Source organism: Photorhabdus laumondii subsp. laumondii, assembly GCF_003343245.1.
Taxonomy (GTDB): Bacteria; Pseudomonadota; Gammaproteobacteria; order Enterobacterales; family Enterobacteriaceae; genus Photorhabdus; species Photorhabdus laumondii.
In genome coordinates this window covers 3,257,798-3,276,817 of record NZ_CP024901.1, presented here as the reverse complement: position 1 = coordinate 3,276,817, position 19,020 = coordinate 3,257,798, and the positions used below count along the sequence as shown (strand labels likewise).

Below are 19,020 nucleotides of genomic sequence, written 5' to 3'. Positions count from 1 at the left end.
CATAGGGTATATAATAGCTTGTTTCCCCGAAGAATTCGGGGGAACAGTGAGGTAATGACATTGATTAATGATAATCTGCATTAAGTTGATTATTTCATTTGATGATTTTCACCTTTCTCTATTATGACCTTTTTATTTTGCTGATGATGCTCTAATGCCGCTATGGATGAGTAAATGAAACGGCTAAATAAAATCAGAAAATGGTTTGGTATCTTTATATTGATTCCTCGGCTATTTCTAATTGCCAACCCGTAACGTTATGCCAGTAACCTTGCTCTTTTTCCAGATCAAGCTGCATCAGGGTGTTTGCTGATAAATAGTTGTAAGGCAGGTAGAGCGCCCAATGACTATCATCAGTAACTAGTCTGAGTGATTCAGGGATGGTTGTGGATTGGCGTTGATTATTGAGTAAAGTTGCCAGACGTAGGATTTGAATTAATGGCAGATACTGTTTTTTCTTGAATAAATTGAATCTTGGCAAATCATCCAGTTTTATGGTTTTACGATGACAGCGAACTAAGGTTGCCAGCAGTAATTGCTGTTCCTGATTAAAGCCGGGTAAGTTGGTGTTTTGCAGAATATAGGCAGAGTGTCGCTGTAATCCGCTTAAGTTAATACTTAATCCAACTTCGTGTAACATTGCCGCCCAGTGTAAAATCGCTTCGAGTTGTGGTTGCACTAGTTTAGGGTTCTGGATTGCCCACTGTTGGTAAAGTGTTTCAGTCGTATTAAGTACACGCTTTGCCTGTTCTCGGTCGATATTATAGTGCTCAGCCAGGCTTCTTGCGGTTCTCTGGCGGATATCTTGATGACGGAAACGGCCTTCCATTTCATATAAAACGCCTTCACGTAGCGCACCATCTGAGAGTTGTAATGCTTTTATATGCAGGGTATCGAATATACCGCATAAGATAGCCAAACCAGGAATAAAAAAGTGTTTACGATCATCCGCTAGTCCGGGTAAGTCGAGGGTTTTTAATTTCTTGAATTTGAGTATTTCTTTGACCAACATCTCCAGCCGTTCAGGGGTGATTAATCCGTCCTTTTCCCCCATGGCGACCAGCACTTCATACACCGCTTTAATGGTCCCGGATGCCCCAAGCGCTGAATTCCAGCCAGTGATGCGGTACTGCCATGAGAGATTTTCCAGTTTTTGTGCAGCTTCAAGCCGCGCTCGGCGGAATTTTTCTGCGCTAATTTCGTCATCAGGAAAGAATTGGTGGGCGAAACTAATGCATCCCATTCGGCGGCTTTCTACCAATAATGGTTCAAAATTTTCACCAATGACCAGTTCAGTGGAGCCGCCGCCAATATCAATCACCAGTTTACGGTTTTTTTCTGGTTGTGTATGTTCTACCCCCATATAGATCAGACGAGCTTCTTCATGGCCGGAAATAATTTCAATCGGGTAGGGGATAACCTCTTTAGCGCGTTTAATAAATTCTTTGGCATTGCTGGCTTCACGTAAGCTGTGAGTGCCCACCAGACAAACGTTATCAGCAGGAAAGCCTTGTAACCGTTCAGCAAATAAAGCCAGACAGGCAAGACCGCGTGTTATTGCTTCTTCGCTTAATTGATTGTTGTTATCAAGACCGTCGGCCAGATGGACCCGTTGTTTTAAGCGACCTAAAATCTGAAATGCATCGTTGACAATTCGTGCGATAATCATATGAAAACTATTTGAACCTAGATCAATAGCCGCAATTTCTATTGGTCTGGGCGTCGGCTTGTCATGTGTTAGCGGCATAAATTAAGCTCTTGGTTCAGGTTGTTCGAGGGCTTTTAGATAGTCATAAATAGCCAGTTGTGCCCGGATTTTCCGCTTATTGCCCCGTAGCACATAACTATTGCTCAGCTCTTTATCGACGTAACGGGCTTTTACTGTATCGTTGAATTGTAATTCGAGAATATCCAGTACCCGTTGTTTCAATTGTGGATCAAGCAGGCAAACCGCAACTTCAATTCGGTAGTCGATATTACGGGTCATCCAATCAGCAGACGAGAGAAAGACTTTTTCGTCTCCGTCATTAGTGAATACGTAAACCCGATCATGTTCGAGGAAACGGTCAACGATACTGGTGATCTGAATATTTTCGCTAAATCCTGGCTGGCTGGGCACCAGTGAACACATACCACGTATCAGTAGGCGTATTTTTACCCCTGCTTCCGAAGCGTCGTATAGGCGGTCCACCAGCTCTTTATCAACCAGATTATTAATCTTTAACATAATACCTGCGGGCTTATTCGCGCTGGCGTTGGCGATTTCCTGTGAAATAAGCTGGTTGAGCATTGCGCGGGAATTTTGCGGCGAAACCATCAGGTTTTCAAATTTGACCGGGCGGTAGGGATTTTCAATAAAGTTGAATACCCGGCGCACTTCGTTAGTAATTTTGGGATTTGCGGTCAGCAAGGAGTAGTCGGTGTAGAGGCGAGCGGTTTTTTCATTAAAATTACCGGTACCAATATGGGCATAGCGAACAATTTCTTCACCTTCCAGACGGGAAATAACAAACAGTTTTGCGTGAATTTTTAGTCCCGGTGCTGAGAAAATAACATGTACACCCGCTTCGGTGAGCCGTTTGGCCCAATGAATATTGGCTTCTTCATCAAATCGAGCCTGTAATTCAACCACGACGGTCACTTTTTTACCGTTATGGGCAGCATGGATCATGGAATCAATAATGCGGGAGTCTTTTGCTACTCGATAAATATTAATTTTGATGGAGAGTACACTCGGGTCGAAAGATGCCTGACGTAATAATTCCAATACGTGTTCAAAGGTGTGATAGGGATAATAGAGCAGCACATCTTGTTCACGAATCGCATCAAAACCATTGCGGAAATTATCAAACCAAGTGTGTCGTAATCTTGGCAAAGGTTTATTGAGTAGGTTTCTCTTCCCCTCATTGGGGAATTTAATGAAATCTTTAAAATTGTGATAGCGTCCGCCAGCAATCACCGAGTCATTGTTTGACAAGCCAAGTTTGCTACGCAGTAATTCTACCATTTCATCTGGCATTTCTCGTTGATAAACGAATCTTACGGGTTCCGCTGTCAGCCGCTGTTTCAGCGTGGATGACATGAGTTCGAGCAAGCTTGATTCCATCTCTGTTGCTAAATCATATTCAGAATCACGGGTCATTTTCATTGAATAGGCGTTCAGTGAATCATAATCGAAAAAGCCTTTGAAAATTTCATCAAGACAATAACGCATAATATTGTCTAGCAGGATCATTGACTTGCGGCGGTGTGGCATTTCGGGCGGCAAGTTAACAAAACGTGGCACCTTATCTGACGGAATTTCTAATAGTGCATATTGAATATTCTGGCTGTGGACAATTTCAACTGCCAGATAAGTGTAGTCATCTTTTAGAAATTCAACCAGGTTGGTTTCTGGATTGATCAGAATTGGTGTAATGTGTGGCCGCAGATGTTGACGAAAATATTGGCGTAACCAGATTTGTTGATTGGGTGAAATTTGTCGTTCATTGATGAGAAAAATTTGATTGCGAGCAATTTCTAATAACAGTTCATTATAGAGCACATCAAATTCTTGATCGGTTTTAGCCACTTTAGCTTGAATTTTTTTCAATACATTTCGGGCGCTGGTGGCTGATCCTCGTTCTTCATTAATTAATATTCGTCGTTTTACATCAGCAAAACGGACTTTGTAAAATTCATCCAGATTATTGGAGTAAATACCAAGGAACCGCATCCGTTCTATTAGTGGATTGCTCTTATCCGCCGCTTCTTGAAGCACACGTTCGTTGAATGATAACCAACTAAGTTCTTTATCGGTATAGAGCCTGTCTTGGGACATTGTTACTCCAGGTGTTGAGGTAAAAGTATTGAAACTTTGAATACGACGGGGCGTCGTTTATCGCTATCTTCTCGTCAGTAGTTGCTGACTCATTTTTTCATCTTCCTTGGAGGCAAAATATTGATGTTGGAAAACGCACATGCGAATGGCGGTGCGGTAACTGCCATTAATAAAGAATTCGTCTATTAATTCGCCCTCAGTATAGAAACCTAGCTTATTATAGATGTGAATGGCCTTGACATTCTCTTTATCAACAATCAGGTAGAGTTTATACAGATTAAGTACGGAAAATGCATATTCCATTGCCAGTTTTGCCGCTTTGGTTGCATGGCCTTGGCCCTGATAGGTGGGATCGATAATAATCTGAAATTCTGACCGGCGATGGATATAGTCGATTTCGACTAATTCAACCAAACCCACTTTGGCGTCAGAACTGGCGATAATAAACCGGCGCTCGCTTTGGTCGTGAATATGTTTGTCATAGAGATCGCACAGTTCAACGAAAGCTTCATAAGGTTCTTCGAACCAGTAACGCATGACGCTAGCATTGTTATCTAATTGATGGACAAAAGGGAGATCTTCCCGCTCAAGGGGACGTAACCTAACAGGTGAGGTATGAGAACCACCAGACATTTGACACCTCAGTGTTTTTAATAAAAAAGGAACATAATTAATCATAGTTCGCAGTGCCGGGTATGTTACCACAGCACTGTAATTAGCCGTTAATATACCCATTAGGGTATAAATAGATTATTCTGCGGCATAGCCTTCTGGAGGGAGGATCTTTCCATCCAGATACGCTTTGCCATTAACCATACTTAGGCGCCCTTCGATAAACCAGTTGATAACTAATGGATAGATGTTGTGTTCCTGAGTCTGAACCCGTTTGACAACCTCATTCTCCTGATCCCCGGCAAAAATAGGAACTTTAGCTTGTAAGATTACCGGGCCGCCATCCAACTCTTCTGTTACAAAATGGACGGAAGTGCCGTGTTCTGTATCTCCATTTGTTATTGCTTTGCGGTGAGTATGCAGACCAGGATATTTGGGTAACAGAGAAGGATGAATGTTTAACAGGCGGCCAAGATAATGTTGCACAAAATCTGGCGTCAGAATACGCATATAACCCGCGAGGACCAGCAAATCTGGTTGATACTGATCAATCGTGTGTTTTAGCGCTTCATCATAAGTCTGACGATCTGCATAGTTTTTCGGGCTAATAACATGGGTGGGAATATCCGCCTGTTTAGCGCGTAACAGACCGTAAGCATTTGCTGTATTACTCAATACCGCGCAAACCTGCCCATTGATTCTGTTCTGCTGGCAGGCATCAATCACCGCTTGGAGATTGCTGCCGCTGCCAGAGATGAGTACAACGATATTTTTCATTGAATGACAACCTGTTGTTCACCCTCTTTCAGTGTCGCGATAGTGCCGATTTGCCAGGCTTTCTCACCGGCAGCAGTGAGTAATTCAATCGCCTGTTCAACGGCTGTTGGTGGTAAGGCAATCACCATTCCAACACCACAGTTGAATGTACGGTACATTTCATGACGGCTGACATTGCCTGTCTGTTGCAGCCAGTTAAATATGGCCGGCCATTGCCAACTGGATTCGTTAATCTGTGCTTGGGTATTTTCAGGCAGGACACGCGGAATATTTTCCCAGAAACCGCCACCGGTTAGATGAGCAATAGCGTGAATATCAACCTGTTCAATCAAGGATAAAAGGGATTTCACATAAATTTTTGTCGGGGCGAGTAGGTGATCTGCCAATGATTTACTTTCAAGCTCGGTTGCTTCTGGATCGGTGTTGCTGACGGCCAGAATTTTGCGTATCAGAGAATAGCCGTTTGAGTGAGGGCCACTGGCGGCGAGGGCAATCAAGGCATCACCCGCCTGAACTTTACTGCCATCAATGATTTCTGATTTTTCAACCACGCCAACGCAGAAACCGGCAACATCATAATCTTCACCGTGGTACATTCCCGGCATTTCTGCGGTTTCGCCACCAACCAGAGCACAGCCGGATAATTGACAGCCTTCTGCGATACCGCTGATAACGCTGGCAGCCGTATCAACATCCAGTTTCCCGGTTGCATAGTAATCAAGGAAAAACAGGGGTTCCGCACCTTGAACAACCAGGTCATTGACGCACATTGCAACTAAGTCAATGCCGATAGTGTCATGGCGTTTGAGATCCATTGCCAGACGCAACTTGGTGCCGACACCATCAGTACCAGAAACCAGAATTGGCTCGCGGTATTTTTGTGGTAATGCACATAAAGCGCCAAACCCACCTAAACCGCCCATTACTTCTGGGCGACGGGTCTGTTTTACAACACCTTTAATACGGTTGACTAAGGCATTACCGGCGTCGATATCGACACCGGCATCTTTATAACTGAGAGAGGTTTTGTTGGTCACTCGAAGCCCCCAAGGCGGTTGCGTTTGATAAATTAAGACAGAATAGTAGCAATTCTAACAGTCTAAGCAAACGTTTGCGAGACTCTTGTTTAGGATCTCGGTTCTCGGCAATTAGGGCTATGTTTGATGAAAATCAACGGATTGGTAGTGGTGTTATGGGTAAAAGACGGTATAATCTCGCCGTTTTTTTGTCTGCTGGCGACATGACATACAGTAGGAGAGGTCCATGAAGATCGTTGAGGTGAATCACCCACTTGTTAAACATAAACTCGGTCTGATGCGAGCGCATGATATCAGCACCAAACGCTTTCGTGAACTGGCCGCAGAAATTGGAAGCCTTTTGACTTATGAAGCAACTGCTGATTTAGAAACAGAAAAAGTCACTATTGATGGCTGGTGTGGTCCGGTGGTAGTTGAGCAGATTAAAGGTAAAAAAATAACTGTCGTACCTATTTTGCGTGCGGGATTGGGGATGATGGATGGCGTATTAGAGAATGTTCCCAGTGCCCGGATTAGCGTCGTAGGGGTTTATCGTAATGAAGAAACCTTAGAACCTGTCCCTTATTTTCAGAAGTTGGCTTCCAATATTGATGAACGTATGGCGCTGTTGGTTGACCCGATGTTGGCAACCGGTGGTTCCATGATTGCAACTATCGATTTATTGAAAAAAGCAGGCTGTCAGTCGATTAAAGTGCTAGTTTTGGTGGCTGCTCCTGAAGGTATTGCCGCGTTGGAAAAAGCCCATCCTGATGTGGAACTGTATACAGCTTCTATTGATGAGAGACTCAATGAACAGGGATACATTGTGCCCGGCCTGGGGGATGCAGGCGATAAGATATTTGGTACGAAATAATAAGTTAGCCGACTGTTGAGTCGGCTTCAGATTATTGACAAAGTGCTGGTTTTTTATCCGACACTTTGTTCAGATTGCTGACGAACCCCATTCAAAAAGTGGGGTTCTGTTGATGTCAATCATATTGTTGTAGTGTGGGGTCTTTTAGTATATCAAGGTACCCATTTTCCAGTGTCTTTATTAGATCAAAGACTTGGCCCCGATAGCTAGACTTTTGTCATTAATCCGATGGGGCTATTAAGGCCCTACATAATGTTTACTGACTTCATTTTCTAGCGCTTGATTCACGAAAGCGTTAATCGTCACATCTTCTTCAAGTGCTAGTTCTGCAATTTTTCTATGCAATTCTGGATTAACTCTAACATTAAAAATCCCTTTATATGGTATATCAGGATTCTTATTTAATTCCTTGCAGTCTTGCAAATACAAATCAACCGAGATTTTAAATTCATTTTCCAATTCTGCAATTGTTTTTGCTTCATAAGTCACTAAATCGCGGATATATTCCAATTTACCAAAAAGAGTATTGTTTTCCAAGTCAAATTCAATTGTACCTAAATAACCTTTATATTTTAAATATTTCATATCAACCCCACTTCTTTTAAAGTCTGTTTCACGGCTTTTAGTGTACCACCTTTAATGTAATTTTCAGGATGAGGGCGGTGCATTAAAATTGTGTGATTCAATGATTCATTGAAGAATCGTACCCTCGAACCTTGCTTTTCTTATTTCTCATAGTTTAATAGGCTTAATAACACAACAAGTTCAGACCATTCAAAAGTTTTTTGGCTATTAAGAAACTTTTCTATCAGTTTCTCCGCTTTGCTCATGTACTCTTCCTTTCCCTCAATAATGTAACTAACAGTAGTTACAAATATCAAATAAGTCAAGTTTCTTGTGCATTAATGTGAAAGATAAATGCGTACGGTGCCGCAAAAAAAAAGAGGTTACAAAGTCAGTTAGCGATATCTATTAGTCAGAAGTAACAGATATCGCTTTAATTTTATGTTTGTTCTGATTTCAAATTAACTGATCAGGTACCGCTTATTCATTGAAATTGTGGCAGATAATCACGGTTTATCGTTAATACGTCATCCAATAGTGGTGAAGCAATGTCTATATCGGCAACCAGCGGGTTGGTGATCAGTGCCAACAGTGCAGCATTGCGATCGCCATGAATCGCTGCTTTGATCGTTAAGCGTTCATAGGTTTTTATCTGTTGTGTCAGAGCATACATACTGTCAGGCAGGCGGCCGAACGTCAGCGGGTGGGCACCTTCTGCATTAATAATACAATTAGTTTCAATGACAGCATCGTCCGGTAAACCTCGAATAGCGCCGTGGTTTGTGGTATTGACCACCAATTGACTATTGAGATTGTTATGGATGGCGCAAATCAGATCCAGTGCAACCTCAGAATAGAATGCACCACCGCGGAAACTGAGTTGTTCTGGCTTGTGATCGAGTTCTGGATCCGCATACAGTTCAAATAGTTCCTGTTCTACTTTCATGACCTGTTCTGCTCGTGTGCCTTGTTCGAACGCAGCCTCGCGCTCCTCCTGTAACATATTGCGGGTTTGGTAGAAGTAGCGATGATAAGGGCAGGGGATGGCACCTAGTGCCTTGAGTAGCGGCGGGGGCCAGGGTGCTTCTTGAATATTATTCATGGTTAAGATTGCACCATTGCATAGCATATCAAGTACCTGTTGAGTTTTATCCTGACCTGAAACCAGTACTTGATGTACCCAGACCATATGATTCAGCCCGGCAAAGTGTAACTGCACGTCCTGATAAGGGCGTTGTAGCATATTCGCTATCATGTGATGCATGGTAACCGGGACATTACATAGGCCGATAATTTTTGCTTTGCTATAGCGGGAAATCGCTTCGGTAACGATCCCGGCTGGATTGGTGAAGTTAATAATCCATGCGTCGGGTGCAAGTTGCTCAACTTTATGGGCAATATCTAGCAATACGGGGATGGTGCGTAATGCTTTGGCAAAGCCACCTACGCCAGTAGTTTCCTGACCGATCAAGCCATATTTTAGCCCCAGACGCTCGTCCGCAACGCGAGCTGGAAGCTGACCGACCCGTAGTTGAGTTAAAATAAAACTGGCACCGCGAATGGCGTTATCTGGTGTGAAATGGACGCTGACAATAACGTGTTCCATGCCGTAACGAGCTAACATACGGCGAGTAAGCGCGGCGATAATTTCTACTTTCTGTTTTCCACTGTCAATGTCAACTAGTGCCAGTTCAGATAGTGGAATCTCTTTTTTATGTTGAATAAGCCCTTCGACTAATTCAGGTGTGTAGCTGCTACCGCCACCAATAATGGCTATTTTGATTTGTTTCATGTTTTTTCCTCTTGTGATGACATTCGGCGATAGAGTTCAATCATATCGCTGGCAAGATCTTGAATAACCATTGCGTTCATTAAATGATCTTGCGCATGGACGGTGATGAGATTGACAGGTAATTTACCGCAGCCTTCATCTAATCCAATGAGGGTAGTCTGAATCGTGTGTGCTTCTTTGATCGCCTGTTGAGATTCAGCCATCAGTGTTTGTGCTGTTTGAAAATCACCGTTTCTGGCATGTTGTAATGCCATTAGTGCATGACTGCGTGCGCTTCCGGCATAAACCAGCAGTTCTACAATAGTTTTTTCTAAATCAATAGTTTTTTCTAAATCAATAGCTTGTTCTAAATCCATGTGTAAATCCTCCGAAAATTAGGGTTGGGATTGAGTTTCTACACCTGTGGATGCTGTGTTTTCTTGCTGTTTATTTTCTTCGTCGATCAATTGTTTTTCATAAATTTTGAAGAAGGGATACCAGATAAAGAGATCGATTATCGTGAGTATGATAACTAGCACTGCCGCCCGATAATCCCAAGCGGCGGAAATCATTGCGCCGATGGGTGCCGGCGTAGTCCAGGGCGAAATGGCGACCATTTTATGTACCAGATCAAGATGCAGGACGCTGTAGGACAATACTGCATTGACCAGTGGCACAACCAATAGTGGAATAAATAAGGTCGGATTCATCACAATCGGTGAACCAAACAGCAGTGGTTCGTTAATATTGAATATGGATGGAACCACGCTCAATTTTCCGATAGTACGCAAATGTATAGAGCGGCTGCGCAGATACAGAATCGCCAGAACCAACGTAGAACCAGAGCCGCCAATACAGATATAAAACGCCCAGTAAGGATCGGTGAGAATTTGTGTTGCAGCAGTACCGTGGGCCATTAATGTTGCATTGGTAGCAATATTTGCCATAAAAATAGGGGCCATCAAGCCAGTGACAATGTTGGCGCCATGAATACCGGCAAACCACAGTAAGTTAGCAATGAGTAGCGCCAGTATAATGGCAGGCAGAGTATCACCGACGGAAATGAGGGGTTGGAACATCTGCATTATGGCTGCGGGAATAAGTAGATTGAATTCACTCTGTAATAGCAAGCTGGCAGGATAAACGGTTAACAAGATACCTATGACTGGATATAGAAGTTCAAAAGAACGGGCAATGGCTGGTGGCACTTGTGTTGGCATTCGGATGGTGATGTTATATTTTTTTAGTAAACGTGTTAGTTCAACTGACCAGATAGCGCAAATTAATGCGGTAAATACACCTGCGCCACCGAGGAAATCGAGTGCTATTTTGTTTTCTATTTGTGGTGCTGCTGCTAGCAAAAACGCCATGAGTGATAGTAAAGCCGAAGTTAACCCGTCCAGACCGTAGGATTTAGCTAAACTGTAGGCGGTACCGACCGAAACAAAGACACTCATTAATCCCATCGTCATAAAGTAAGGCATTGTGATGGTGTCCCAGTGAGTTTTGGCAAAGGATAACCAAGCCTGGCCGAATGAGGATGTAGTCTGTAAATCGAAGGGGGGATTTGCCACAATTAACATCATGCTGCCGATGATCAAAAATGGCATGGCTGAGATAAAGCCGTCACGCATTGCTGTAATATGCCGCTGGTTACCGATTCGCCCGGCAAACGGGATAATGTGGTTTTCTAAGACACGCATAAAAGAGGTATAGAGACTCATGAGGGTACTCCGCGTGATGATGAAATTGTTTATTCCAACAGGCTCAATGCCTTATCGAGAACCTTATCACCACGAAGAGTGCCATAATCCATCATGTCAATAACGTCTATTGGTTTACCGAGTGGTTTGGCAATAGCGGAAAAATGGGCCAATTGATATCTCACCTGTGGGCCGAGTAAAATAACGTCAGCGTCGGCTATCAGGTGTTCTAATTCAACCGTGGGAACAGCCTTGATCTCAATGTCCAATGCCCGTTTTATCACTTCTGCCTGCATGCGTTGTACTAGCATGCTGGTGGACATACCGGCCGCACAACACAATAGGATTTTTTTCATTGTTCAGTCTCCAGTTTGTTATATCGTTTCTTATGGGATAAGTGGTTGATGAGAACTTTCACTGTTTATTAAGACTAGCAACTTATGTTAAATATGTTGCGATTTTGTTCGCATATTAATCAAGAATAGTTTAAGGAATAGCGATAGAGTGTGATCTTCGTTTGTATTGTACAGAGTGTGAAAATTTTAGGTTGTATAGGATGTTGCAGCGAGATTTTTCACTGATGGAATAAGGGTGAATGTTTGGATACAGTAAGTATTGGCAACTAGTGATGAAGCAATGCGAAAGTTAATCTCTGAATCAGATTTCGATATCAAACTTAACATGACAGAGAAAAATGTAGAACACACCCAAGCTTTCATTGAACGCGGGGTGCAAGACTTTTCTCTGCCTGGATTTGTTACGCCATATGGTTACCGTTTGCTGGCATCTGTTTCTGGCAATCAATATAGATTGGTGACTGATGCAGATATGCCGGAGACGGTTTACGTGGTAAAGCTCGAATTCATGGAACATATTGTTCCATCGAAGAAAACATGCACACAGATACTGGTGTGGCGTACAGTTCTTCCTCAACATGACGGGGCAGTGAGAGGTTTGTCACAAGAGTTTTTTAGGTTTTTCCTTGAAAGATACTCCATCATTGTGTCTGACAGTGAGCAAACGCTAGATGGACGTAGGTTTTGGGAACGTATGATTGCTTGGGCTATCAGTATTAATGGCTATCATGTGTATGTTTCTGATAGCACCAAAGAGGAGCGTCCACTGAGCCTGATTACCTCATGGGATGACTTCTATGTAACCTGGGCTAACTATTGCTGGGGCCATGACAAGGATTATCACTATCATCGCCTTTTTGTTATCAGTAAAGAGCGATTACATTGATCTCTGCTAAGAATGAATAAAACTCACTATCTGATAGCTTTTTCTTAAATAACATAGGACTGAAAACTTAAATTTTTCATGTTGTTACATGCAGAATATTTTATAGGCGTTTGCGGTCTGTTCTGTGCTATGACGAGATATTATGCGCTTCTGAGCCTGAAAAGGATTTAACTTATTGAATCCTAAAAATAGTTTTTTTATTATTTACCTATACAGTTCATTTACAACTATTTTCTGTGATAAACTTGTTGGCGTTTATTACCAGCTCTGTTTGAGGTGCTTCTGAACACACCATCGCAGCTTTCGTTACCTTTGTATCTTCCCGATGATGAAACTTTTGCCAGTTTCTTTCCGGGGGAAAATGCCACCCTGTTAGCTGCAATCAAATTGGCCATTAATCAGCCGCATGGCAGCTATATTTATTTCTGGTCCCGTGATAGTGGGGGCCGAAGTCATTTGTTGCATGCCGCCTGTGCTGAATTGTCCCTGAAAGATGAAGCTGTGGGTTATGTTCCGCTGGATAAACGTGCCTATTTTATCCCTGAGGTGCTTGATGGCATGGAACACTTATCACTGGTTTGTATCGATAATATTGAGAGTATTGCTGGTGATGAAGAGTGGGAAATGGCGATTTTTAATCTTTATAATCGCATTCTGGAGATTGGCCGCACTTGTTTGCTTATTAGCGGCGATCGGCCACCTCGCCAGATTAATCTTAAGTTACCTGATTTGGCTTCTCGTCTGGATTGGGGGCAAATTTATAAATTACAACCGCTTTCCGATGATGAGAAATTACAAGCCTTGCAATTGCGAGCGAAGTTACGCGGTTTTGAATTGCCGGAAGATGTAGGGCGCTTTTTACTGAAAAGATTAGACAGAGAAATGCGGACCCTGTTTATGGCATTGAATCAGTTAGATCACGCTTCGATAGTTGCCCAGCGCAAGCTGACGATTCCATTTGTGAAGGATATTTTGCACCTTTAAAGGTGATGGTGATATCACATCTATACTCGTCATCTTTCAAGTTGCCTCTTTGTTGACTGCATTCGCTCACCCCGGTCACATAGTTATCTATGCTCCCGGGGATTCGCTCCCTTGCCGCCGCGATCCATCTTGAAATCCATTGGGTATATTCTTATCAATCAAGAATTTCTTTTACTTTTTCCGGTGGGCGCCCAAGTCTGGCTTTATCACCGCAAACCACGATTGGGCGCTCAATCAGTTTAGGATTGACAATCATTGCTTTCAGTAAATCATGCTGAGTGAGTTTTTCATCAGCCAGATTCAACTCTTTGTATAGATCTTCTTTCGTTCTCATCAATTGGCGTGCATCGTGAAAACCAAGCTGTTCTAGCAGAACGGATAATTGCTCTACCGCGAGAGGAGCCTCCAGATAGAGAATAATCTGTGGCTTAATTCCCCGTTCTTCAATAAGTGCCAAAGTTTCACGGCTTTTTGAGCAGCGGGGATTATGATAAATCGTCACCTGTTGCATGAGAGTTCCTTAACGTTTGTATTGACTGTAACGCTGTTGTAGCTGGCGTAATTGATCGATACGAGCATCATAACGTGCTTGATCGTAACTACCTAATTTTACGAGTGCACTGGCACTACTGAGGTATTTGATAGCATTGTCAAACTGACCGCGAAGTGCCATTTCTTCAGCGTGTGCTGATAATTCTTCATGGCGTTTACCTTGTTTGGCGGCGGCTTCGGCTATCAGGTGCCAACCGTTGGGATCATCTGGATTATTGAATGTATAGCGATGAAGTAGTTTTAAAGCCTGTTGATATTGTTTTGCGTGAATAAGTGCATTAGCGAGATTGATTTGCAATACCAAATTGTCCTTTTGTTTCTGCAAAGCGTTCTGTAACCGGGTGATAGCCTGAGCAATTCGGTTCTGTTCAATGTCGATATCAGTCATTGTGTCAATGAACCAGACATTATCCGGTTGTTTTGCTAACAGTGGTTCTAAAATAGCCCGTGCCTCAGGGTATTTTTTATCTTGAGAAAGCAAGATTGCCCGGCCATAAGCAGCGGCAAGTTGCTCTTTAGCTGTGCCTCTACGGTAGTTTTCTAAAATTTGCTCAAGATAGCCGCGTTGCTCGGTGGTGTACATGCCCATAACACGAACTCTGGCGAACAGAAAATCTTGAGATTGTGGAATGTTTTGGGCCGGGTATTGATTAGCACGGTTACGTGCATCAGCAAGGCGGCTGTCAGGTAACGGGTGAGTGAGTAACATTTCTGGTGGCTTAGAACTGTAACGGGTTTGATCTACCATGATCTGCATAAAATCTGGCATACCTTGAGGATCAAAGCCAGCTCTACGTAATGTCTGCATGCCAATACGATCAGCTTCTTGTTCATTGGATTGAGTAAAACTGATCATGCCTTGTTGTATACCGGCAATAGTGCCGCTGAGGGCTGCCATCCCTGCTTGTGGGCTCGCCATTAGCAAAAGAATAGAACCCAACGTACCCGCCCAAGCTAGCGGTGCTGTACGTTGCTGATCTTCCATCATTCGTGCCAGGTGGCGTTGAGTAACGTGGGAAATTTCGTGAGCCATTACCGAGGCAAGCTCGCTTTCATTACGACTATAACGAAAAAGTGCAGCATGGAGTACGACATTACCGCCAAAGAAAGCATAAGCGTTGATATTCGGGTTATCAATCAGATAGAAATGGAAAGGCGTTTTAACTGAGTCTGCATGAGCTACTAGCCTTTGTCCAAGGGCATTAATGTATTGTGTCAATAATGGGTCATAAATCAGCGGAGCGTTGTTACGTATCTGGCGAACGTAGAAATCGCCCATTGCCAGTTCCTGATTGATGCTCAGGATTGAACCTGCCGTGGTACCGATATCCGGCAGTGAATCTTCAATAGAGGCGCTGAGAACAGGGGAGCTTGTTAGCAATAATGTGCTGATTAATATTGCTGTCAGAGATTGATTAGACATTATTTTCATGAAACAAAAATGCTCTCATTTGACCATCGTTTTAGATAATGCGTGTATGATAAACAAGGGTACCTTAAAATTAATCAATTAGTACAATTTTTAAGAAAAATAGAAATATGAATATTGCTATCAAGGAGCCTGGTCAATGCTGGATATGATTATACAGTGGTATCGCCGTCGGTTTACTGATCCGCAAGTTATTGCGTTATTTGTCATCCTGTTGGCAGGGTTTTGCATTATTTATTTCTTACATGGCATTTTGACACCTTTGCTGGTGGCGATTGTTCTTGCCTATTTGTTGGAATGGCCAACGGCTAAACTTGAAAAACTGGGGTGTTCGCGCACAGTGGCTGTTTGTATTGTGCTGATTATTTTTTCCAGTATTAGTTTGTTGGTCATCTTGATTGTGGCGCCAACTGTATGGCAGCAGGGAATTAATCTGTTGTCAGATATACCCAATATGCTTAATCGGTTTAATGAATATGCTCAGACATTACCAGCCCGTTATCCGGCGTTGGTTGATGCTGGCATTATTGATATGATGGCCGAAAATTTGCGCAGTAAGATTTCAATTGCCGGAGAGTCTGTAGTGAAATTTTCGGTGGCTTCGCTGATTGGTCTGTTAACGCTGGCTATCTATCTGATTCTTGTGCCACTGATGGCCTTCTTCTTGCTAAAAGATAAAAACCAGATGTTGCAAGCATTGCAACGGGTCCTGCCACGTAACCGCATTTTGGCCGGGCAGGTATGGCGCGAGATGAACCAGCAAATCACTAACTATATTCGGGGTAAAGTCACCGAGATGGTGATCGTCGGTATTTGTACCTACGCGGTGTTTGCATTTCTTGGATTGGATTATTCATTGCTGCTTTCTGTTTTGGTTGGGCTATCAGTGTTAATTCCTTATGTGGGTGCGTTGATTGTCACGATTCCTGTTGTACTGGTTGCGCTATTTCAATGGGGAGTCGGAACAGATTTCTGGACTTTGATTATTGCCTATTTGGTTGTTCAGGGGCTGGATGGTAACTTGCTGGTGCCGATTTTATTCTCTGAAGCCGTAAACTTACACCCGTTGGTCATCATTCTCTCTGTGATTACTTTTGGTGGTTTGTGGGGGTTTTGGGGCGTATTTTTTGCTATTCCGCTGGCGACGCTGATTAAAGCGGTGATCCAAGCCTGGCCGGAAGAGATCGTTATAATAGGAGACGATGAAATAAAAGAGTAAATTTATTTTTAATGATGCTGGTACCCGTTATTAGAGGAAGCACGGGTGGTGATATCCCTCCCGTACTTGCCCCTGGCATCTTGAGCTGTTAAATGAGCGTGATTAAGTTTTGAGTCATTTTCTATTTAAGGGTGCAGTTTCAGATAATCCACCACGATTTGGTGATGATCACTGGTCTTAAATTTATCAAAAACGTGCTCAATATTACCGTTGGTATCAATCAGGAAACTGATACGGTGGATACCATCGTAGGTTTTTCCCATAAATTGTTTCTTGCCCCAGACACCAAACTGTTCAGCAACTTGGTGATCCTCGTCGGACAATAATGTGAAGTTCAGCATTTCTTTCTCCACAAAGCGTGACAATTTACTTGGGCTATCTGTGCTAATGCCTAGCACTTCTACACCTGAATCCTTTAATGTATCCATTTCATCGCGCAGACCACAGGCCTGTACAGTACAACCAGGAGTCATTGCTTTAGGGTAAAAATAGACTAAAACACGCTGGCCTTCGAAATCAGATAAATTGATTGTTTCTCCATCTTGGTCAGGAAGGCTGAACTGAGGGGCCTTATCACCGGCTTTCAATGGGTTCATCCCGTATTCTCCGTTTAATCTTTCAACTAAAGTGGTTCAAGAATACTAATACTGCCTTGTGCATTTAGATCTGTACATAACTTATTAAACGCCTGCTTAATAATTATGCCATCATCCTCTAATAGGCTGTGGGCGGTAATTTGGATTTGCAATCGAGCAGGGATATTGCCTTCTGGTGGATGTGTTTTTGATACCAGTTCAGCAATATTAAAATCCTGTGTAGTAAACAGATTAGTAAACTGCTCAACAATACCGGATGAATCATCAACATCAACCTTAACGGAAACCGTAGCAGGAAATGTTGTGTGGGTATCGCACTTTGTGCGTTTCATGACGATAAGAAGATCGAGCTCGGCCCCTTTCTGTGGCAGTGAGGATTCAATCATTGTGATAGCGTTCCAGCTACCGGAAAGTAGCATAATGAAGGTGAATTCCTCGCCAAACATGGCTAAGCGGCTGTCTTCAATGTTACAACCACACTCACTCACAAGACGAGTAATGGTGTTGACGATACCAGAACGGTCAGCACCTAAAGCGGTTATAACGAGAAAATGTTGTTCTGATTGTGGCAAAGTCACTTTTCCTTCTCTACTGTGGTTTCGTTAAGGTAAACATAAAAAGGCTATGCTGCCAAGGTCAATTGCATCAAAGTTGCTCTATACCCGTTATCCTTCAAGTTGCCTCTTTGTTGGCTGCATTCGCTCATCCCGGTCACATCGTTTGCTATGCTCCCGGGGATTCACTCCCTTGCCGTCGCGATGCATCTTGAAATCCATAGGGTATATGGTATTTCCATTCTCTATCATTGAATTTCAATAAATTACTTTGGTTATCACATCTTTTTAACAGAGGTTATCTGGTATTAACAAAATTCATTGAAATCCTGTGTTAAATAGTTTCCTTCTGAATGACTAAAAAGTACCATGGAGCTCTTGTTTGTATAGGGGGTTATGTAATGTCTAGCGGGAGATTTGAATTTACAGGTAGCATTGTTGCGCTGGTAACACCAATGGATGCGAGTGGTCAGGTTGATAAGGCCAGTTTGAAAAAGTTAATCGATTACCATGTTGCTAGTGGGACATCAGCGATAGTCTCGGTAGGGACAACCGGAGAATCTGCCACATTGAGTCATGATGAGCACGGTGATGTTGTTTTGACAACCATAGAATTGGCTGATGGGCGTATTCCGGTTATTGCCGGAACAGGTGCAAATGCGACTGCTGAGGCAATATCCCTAACGAAACGTTTTGAAAACAGTGGCGTTGTTGGTTGCCTAACGGTAACGCCTTATTATAATAAGCCGTCGCAGGAAGGTTTATATCAGCATTTTAAAACGATTGCTGAAAATACGGATTTACCACAAATTTTGTATAATGTGCCTTCTCGTACCGGGTGTGATCTGCTGCCATTAACTGTAGCGCGTTTGGCGAAGATTAAAAATATTGTCGCAATTAAAGAAGCTACAGGGAACTTAAATCGTGTTAGTCAAATCCAAGAATTGGTTAATGATGATAGTTTCATCTTATTAAGTGGTGATGATGCAAGTGGGTTGGATTTTATTCAGCTCGGTGGTAAAGGGGTTATTTCTGTTACTGCAAACATTGCAGCGCCTGACGTTGCTAAGTTTTGTGAATTGGCATTAAACGGCCAGTTTGCAGAGGCGCGTAAGTTAAATAATCGCCTGATGGATTTACACCGTCAGCTATTTGTTGAACCTAATCCGATTCCAGTTAAATGGGGATGTCAAAAATTGGGTTTGATTGCTGATGACACCGTGCGTCTGCCGATGACGCCATTGACGGATGCAGGAAAAGTCTCAGTTGAAAAAGCCTTGAAAATGGCCGGATTATTGTAAAATTTA

At 42.9% G+C, this 19,020-nt stretch carries 19 protein-coding genes and 1 pseudogene; 5 read left to right on the top strand and 15 right to left on the bottom strand.

Features of this window, described 5'->3' with window-relative positions; genetic code table 11:
• Window positions 1-214 precede the first annotated feature (214 nt).
• The 5 genes from ppx to purM all read right to left on the bottom strand — a co-directional run bounded on the left by ppx (window position 215) and on the right by purM (window position 6,246).
• Window positions 215-1,747, bottom strand: a complete 1,533-nt coding sequence (ppx, locus tag PluTT01m_RS14225; RefSeq protein WP_011146984.1) for an exopolyphosphatase — start codon at window positions 1,745-1,747, stop codon at window positions 215-217.
• Between the two features lie 3 nt (window positions 1,748-1,750).
• Window positions 1,751-3,820, bottom strand: a complete 2,070-nt coding sequence (gene ppk1 / locus PluTT01m_RS14220) for a polyphosphate kinase 1 (protein WP_011146983.1) — start codon at window positions 3,818-3,820, stop codon at window positions 1,751-1,753.
• Between the two features lie 63 nt (window positions 3,821-3,883).
• Window positions 3,884-4,453, bottom strand: coding sequence for a spermidine N1-acetyltransferase (gene speG / locus PluTT01m_RS14215; RefSeq protein WP_058588425.1), 570 nt, complete (start codon window positions 4,451-4,453; stop codon window positions 3,884-3,886).
• Window positions 4,454-4,570: 117 nt separating this feature from the next.
• Window positions 4,571-5,209: a phosphoribosylglycinamide formyltransferase gene (gene purN / locus PluTT01m_RS14210; protein WP_011146981.1), complete on the bottom strand. Its 639-nt coding sequence runs from the start codon at window positions 5,207-5,209 to the stop codon at window positions 4,571-4,573.
• On the bottom strand, window positions 5,206-6,246 hold the full coding sequence (purM, locus tag PluTT01m_RS14205) for a phosphoribosylformylglycinamidine cyclo-ligase (RefSeq protein ID WP_011146980.1): 1,041 nt from the start codon (window positions 6,244-6,246) through the stop codon (window positions 5,206-5,208). Before purM ends, purN begins: the two co-directional genes overlap by 4 nt.
• Before the next feature lie 226 nt (window positions 6,247-6,472).
• Between purM and upp the strand changes: the two genes are divergently transcribed.
• Complete coding sequence (upp, locus tag PluTT01m_RS14200; RefSeq protein WP_011146979.1) at window positions 6,473-7,099, top strand: uracil phosphoribosyltransferase; 627 nt, start codon at window positions 6,473-6,475, stop codon at window positions 7,097-7,099.
• Between the two features lie 237 nt (window positions 7,100-7,336).
• On the opposite strand, the gene PluTT01m_RS14195 is transcribed toward upp, so the two are convergent.
• The 6 genes and pseudogenes from PluTT01m_RS14195 to PluTT01m_RS14170 form a co-directional block, all read right to left on the bottom strand.
• Window positions 7,337-7,684 carry a type II toxin-antitoxin system HicB family antitoxin gene (locus tag PluTT01m_RS14195; protein WP_011146978.1) on the bottom strand — a complete coding sequence of 116 codons (348 nt, stop codon included), beginning with the start codon at window positions 7,682-7,684 and terminating at the stop codon, window positions 7,337-7,339.
• A pseudogene (locus PluTT01m_RS27565) lies at window positions 7,681-7,806 on the bottom strand (type II toxin-antitoxin system HicA family toxin); the annotation flags it as partial. The gene PluTT01m_RS14195 and the pseudogene PluTT01m_RS27565, both read right to left, overlap by 4 nt.
• A gap of 341 nt (window positions 7,807-8,147) precedes the next feature.
• Window positions 8,148-9,455 (bottom strand): 6-phospho-beta-glucosidase, encoded by a 1,308-nt coding sequence (locus PluTT01m_RS14185; RefSeq protein WP_011146977.1) that lies wholly within the window; start codon window positions 9,453-9,455, stop codon window positions 8,148-8,150.
• The gene (locus tag PluTT01m_RS14180; protein WP_011146976.1) at window positions 9,452-9,811 is read right to left on the bottom strand and encodes a PTS lactose/cellobiose transporter subunit IIA; all 360 of its coding nucleotides are present in this window, start codon (window positions 9,809-9,811) and stop codon (window positions 9,452-9,454) included. Before PluTT01m_RS14180 ends, PluTT01m_RS14185 begins: the two co-directional genes overlap by 4 nt.
• An 18-nt stretch (window positions 9,812-9,829) precedes the next feature.
• The gene (locus PluTT01m_RS14175) at window positions 9,830-11,158 is read right to left on the bottom strand and encodes a PTS cellobiose transporter subunit IIC (RefSeq protein WP_011146975.1); all 1,329 of its coding nucleotides are present in this window, start codon (window positions 11,156-11,158) and stop codon (window positions 9,830-9,832) included.
• A 29-nt stretch (window positions 11,159-11,187) separates the two neighbouring features.
• Complete coding sequence (locus PluTT01m_RS14170; protein ID WP_011146974.1) at window positions 11,188-11,493, bottom strand: PTS sugar transporter subunit IIB; 306 nt, start codon at window positions 11,491-11,493, stop codon at window positions 11,188-11,190.
• Window positions 11,494-11,773: 280 nt separating this feature from the next.
• Here PluTT01m_RS14170 and PluTT01m_RS14165 point away from each other — a divergent pair, with 280 nt between their 5' ends.
• Both PluTT01m_RS14165 and hda read left to right on the top strand, forming a co-directional pair.
• Window positions 11,774-12,379 carry a hypothetical protein gene (locus PluTT01m_RS14165; RefSeq protein ID WP_041380911.1) on the top strand — a complete coding sequence of 202 codons (606 nt, stop codon included), beginning with the start codon at window positions 11,774-11,776 and terminating at the stop codon, window positions 12,377-12,379.
• A 276-nt stretch (window positions 12,380-12,655) separates the two neighbouring features.
• Window positions 12,656-13,363, top strand: a complete 708-nt coding sequence (gene hda, locus PluTT01m_RS14160) for a DnaA inactivator Hda (RefSeq protein WP_011146972.1) — start codon at window positions 12,656-12,658, stop codon at window positions 13,361-13,363.
• A gap of 154 nt (window positions 13,364-13,517) precedes the next feature.
• On the opposite strand, the gene arsC is transcribed toward hda, so the two are convergent.
• Together arsC and bepA are read right to left on the bottom strand one after the other, a co-directional pair.
• Window positions 13,518-13,874 carry an arsenate reductase (glutaredoxin) gene (gene arsC, locus PluTT01m_RS14155; protein ID WP_011146971.1) on the bottom strand — a complete coding sequence of 119 codons (357 nt, stop codon included), beginning with the start codon at window positions 13,872-13,874 and terminating at the stop codon, window positions 13,518-13,520.
• A gap of 9 nt (window positions 13,875-13,883) precedes the next feature.
• On the bottom strand, window positions 13,884-15,347 hold the full coding sequence (gene bepA, locus PluTT01m_RS14150; RefSeq protein ID WP_011146970.1) for a beta-barrel assembly-enhancing protease: 1,464 nt from the start codon (window positions 15,345-15,347) through the stop codon (window positions 13,884-13,886).
• A gap of 136 nt (window positions 15,348-15,483) precedes the next feature.
• On the opposite strand from bepA, the gene PluTT01m_RS14145 reads away from it, so the two are divergent.
• Window positions 15,484-16,563, top strand: a complete 1,080-nt coding sequence (locus PluTT01m_RS14145) for an AI-2E family transporter (protein ID WP_011146969.1) — start codon at window positions 15,484-15,486, stop codon at window positions 16,561-16,563.
• A gap of 125 nt (window positions 16,564-16,688) precedes the next feature.
• Here the strand turns inward: PluTT01m_RS14145 and bcp are convergent, their stop codons facing one another.
• Both bcp and PluTT01m_RS14135 read right to left on the bottom strand, forming a co-directional pair.
• Complete coding sequence (bcp, locus tag PluTT01m_RS14140; protein WP_011146968.1) at window positions 16,689-17,159, bottom strand: thioredoxin-dependent thiol peroxidase; 471 nt, start codon at window positions 17,157-17,159, stop codon at window positions 16,689-16,691.
• 26 nt (window positions 17,160-17,185) lie between these two features.
• Entirely contained in the window at window positions 17,186-17,731 is a 546-nt protein-coding gene (locus tag PluTT01m_RS14135; protein ID WP_011146967.1) for a glycine cleavage system transcriptional repressor, read from the bottom strand.
• A 383-nt stretch (window positions 17,732-18,114) separates the two neighbouring features.
• Here PluTT01m_RS14135 and dapA point away from each other — a divergent pair, with 383 nt between their 5' ends.
• Window positions 18,115-19,014 (top strand): 4-hydroxy-tetrahydrodipicolinate synthase, encoded by a 900-nt coding sequence (gene dapA, locus PluTT01m_RS14130; RefSeq protein WP_011146966.1) that lies wholly within the window; start codon window positions 18,115-18,117, stop codon window positions 19,012-19,014.
• The last annotated feature ends 6 nt before the right edge of the window (window positions 19,015-19,020 follow it).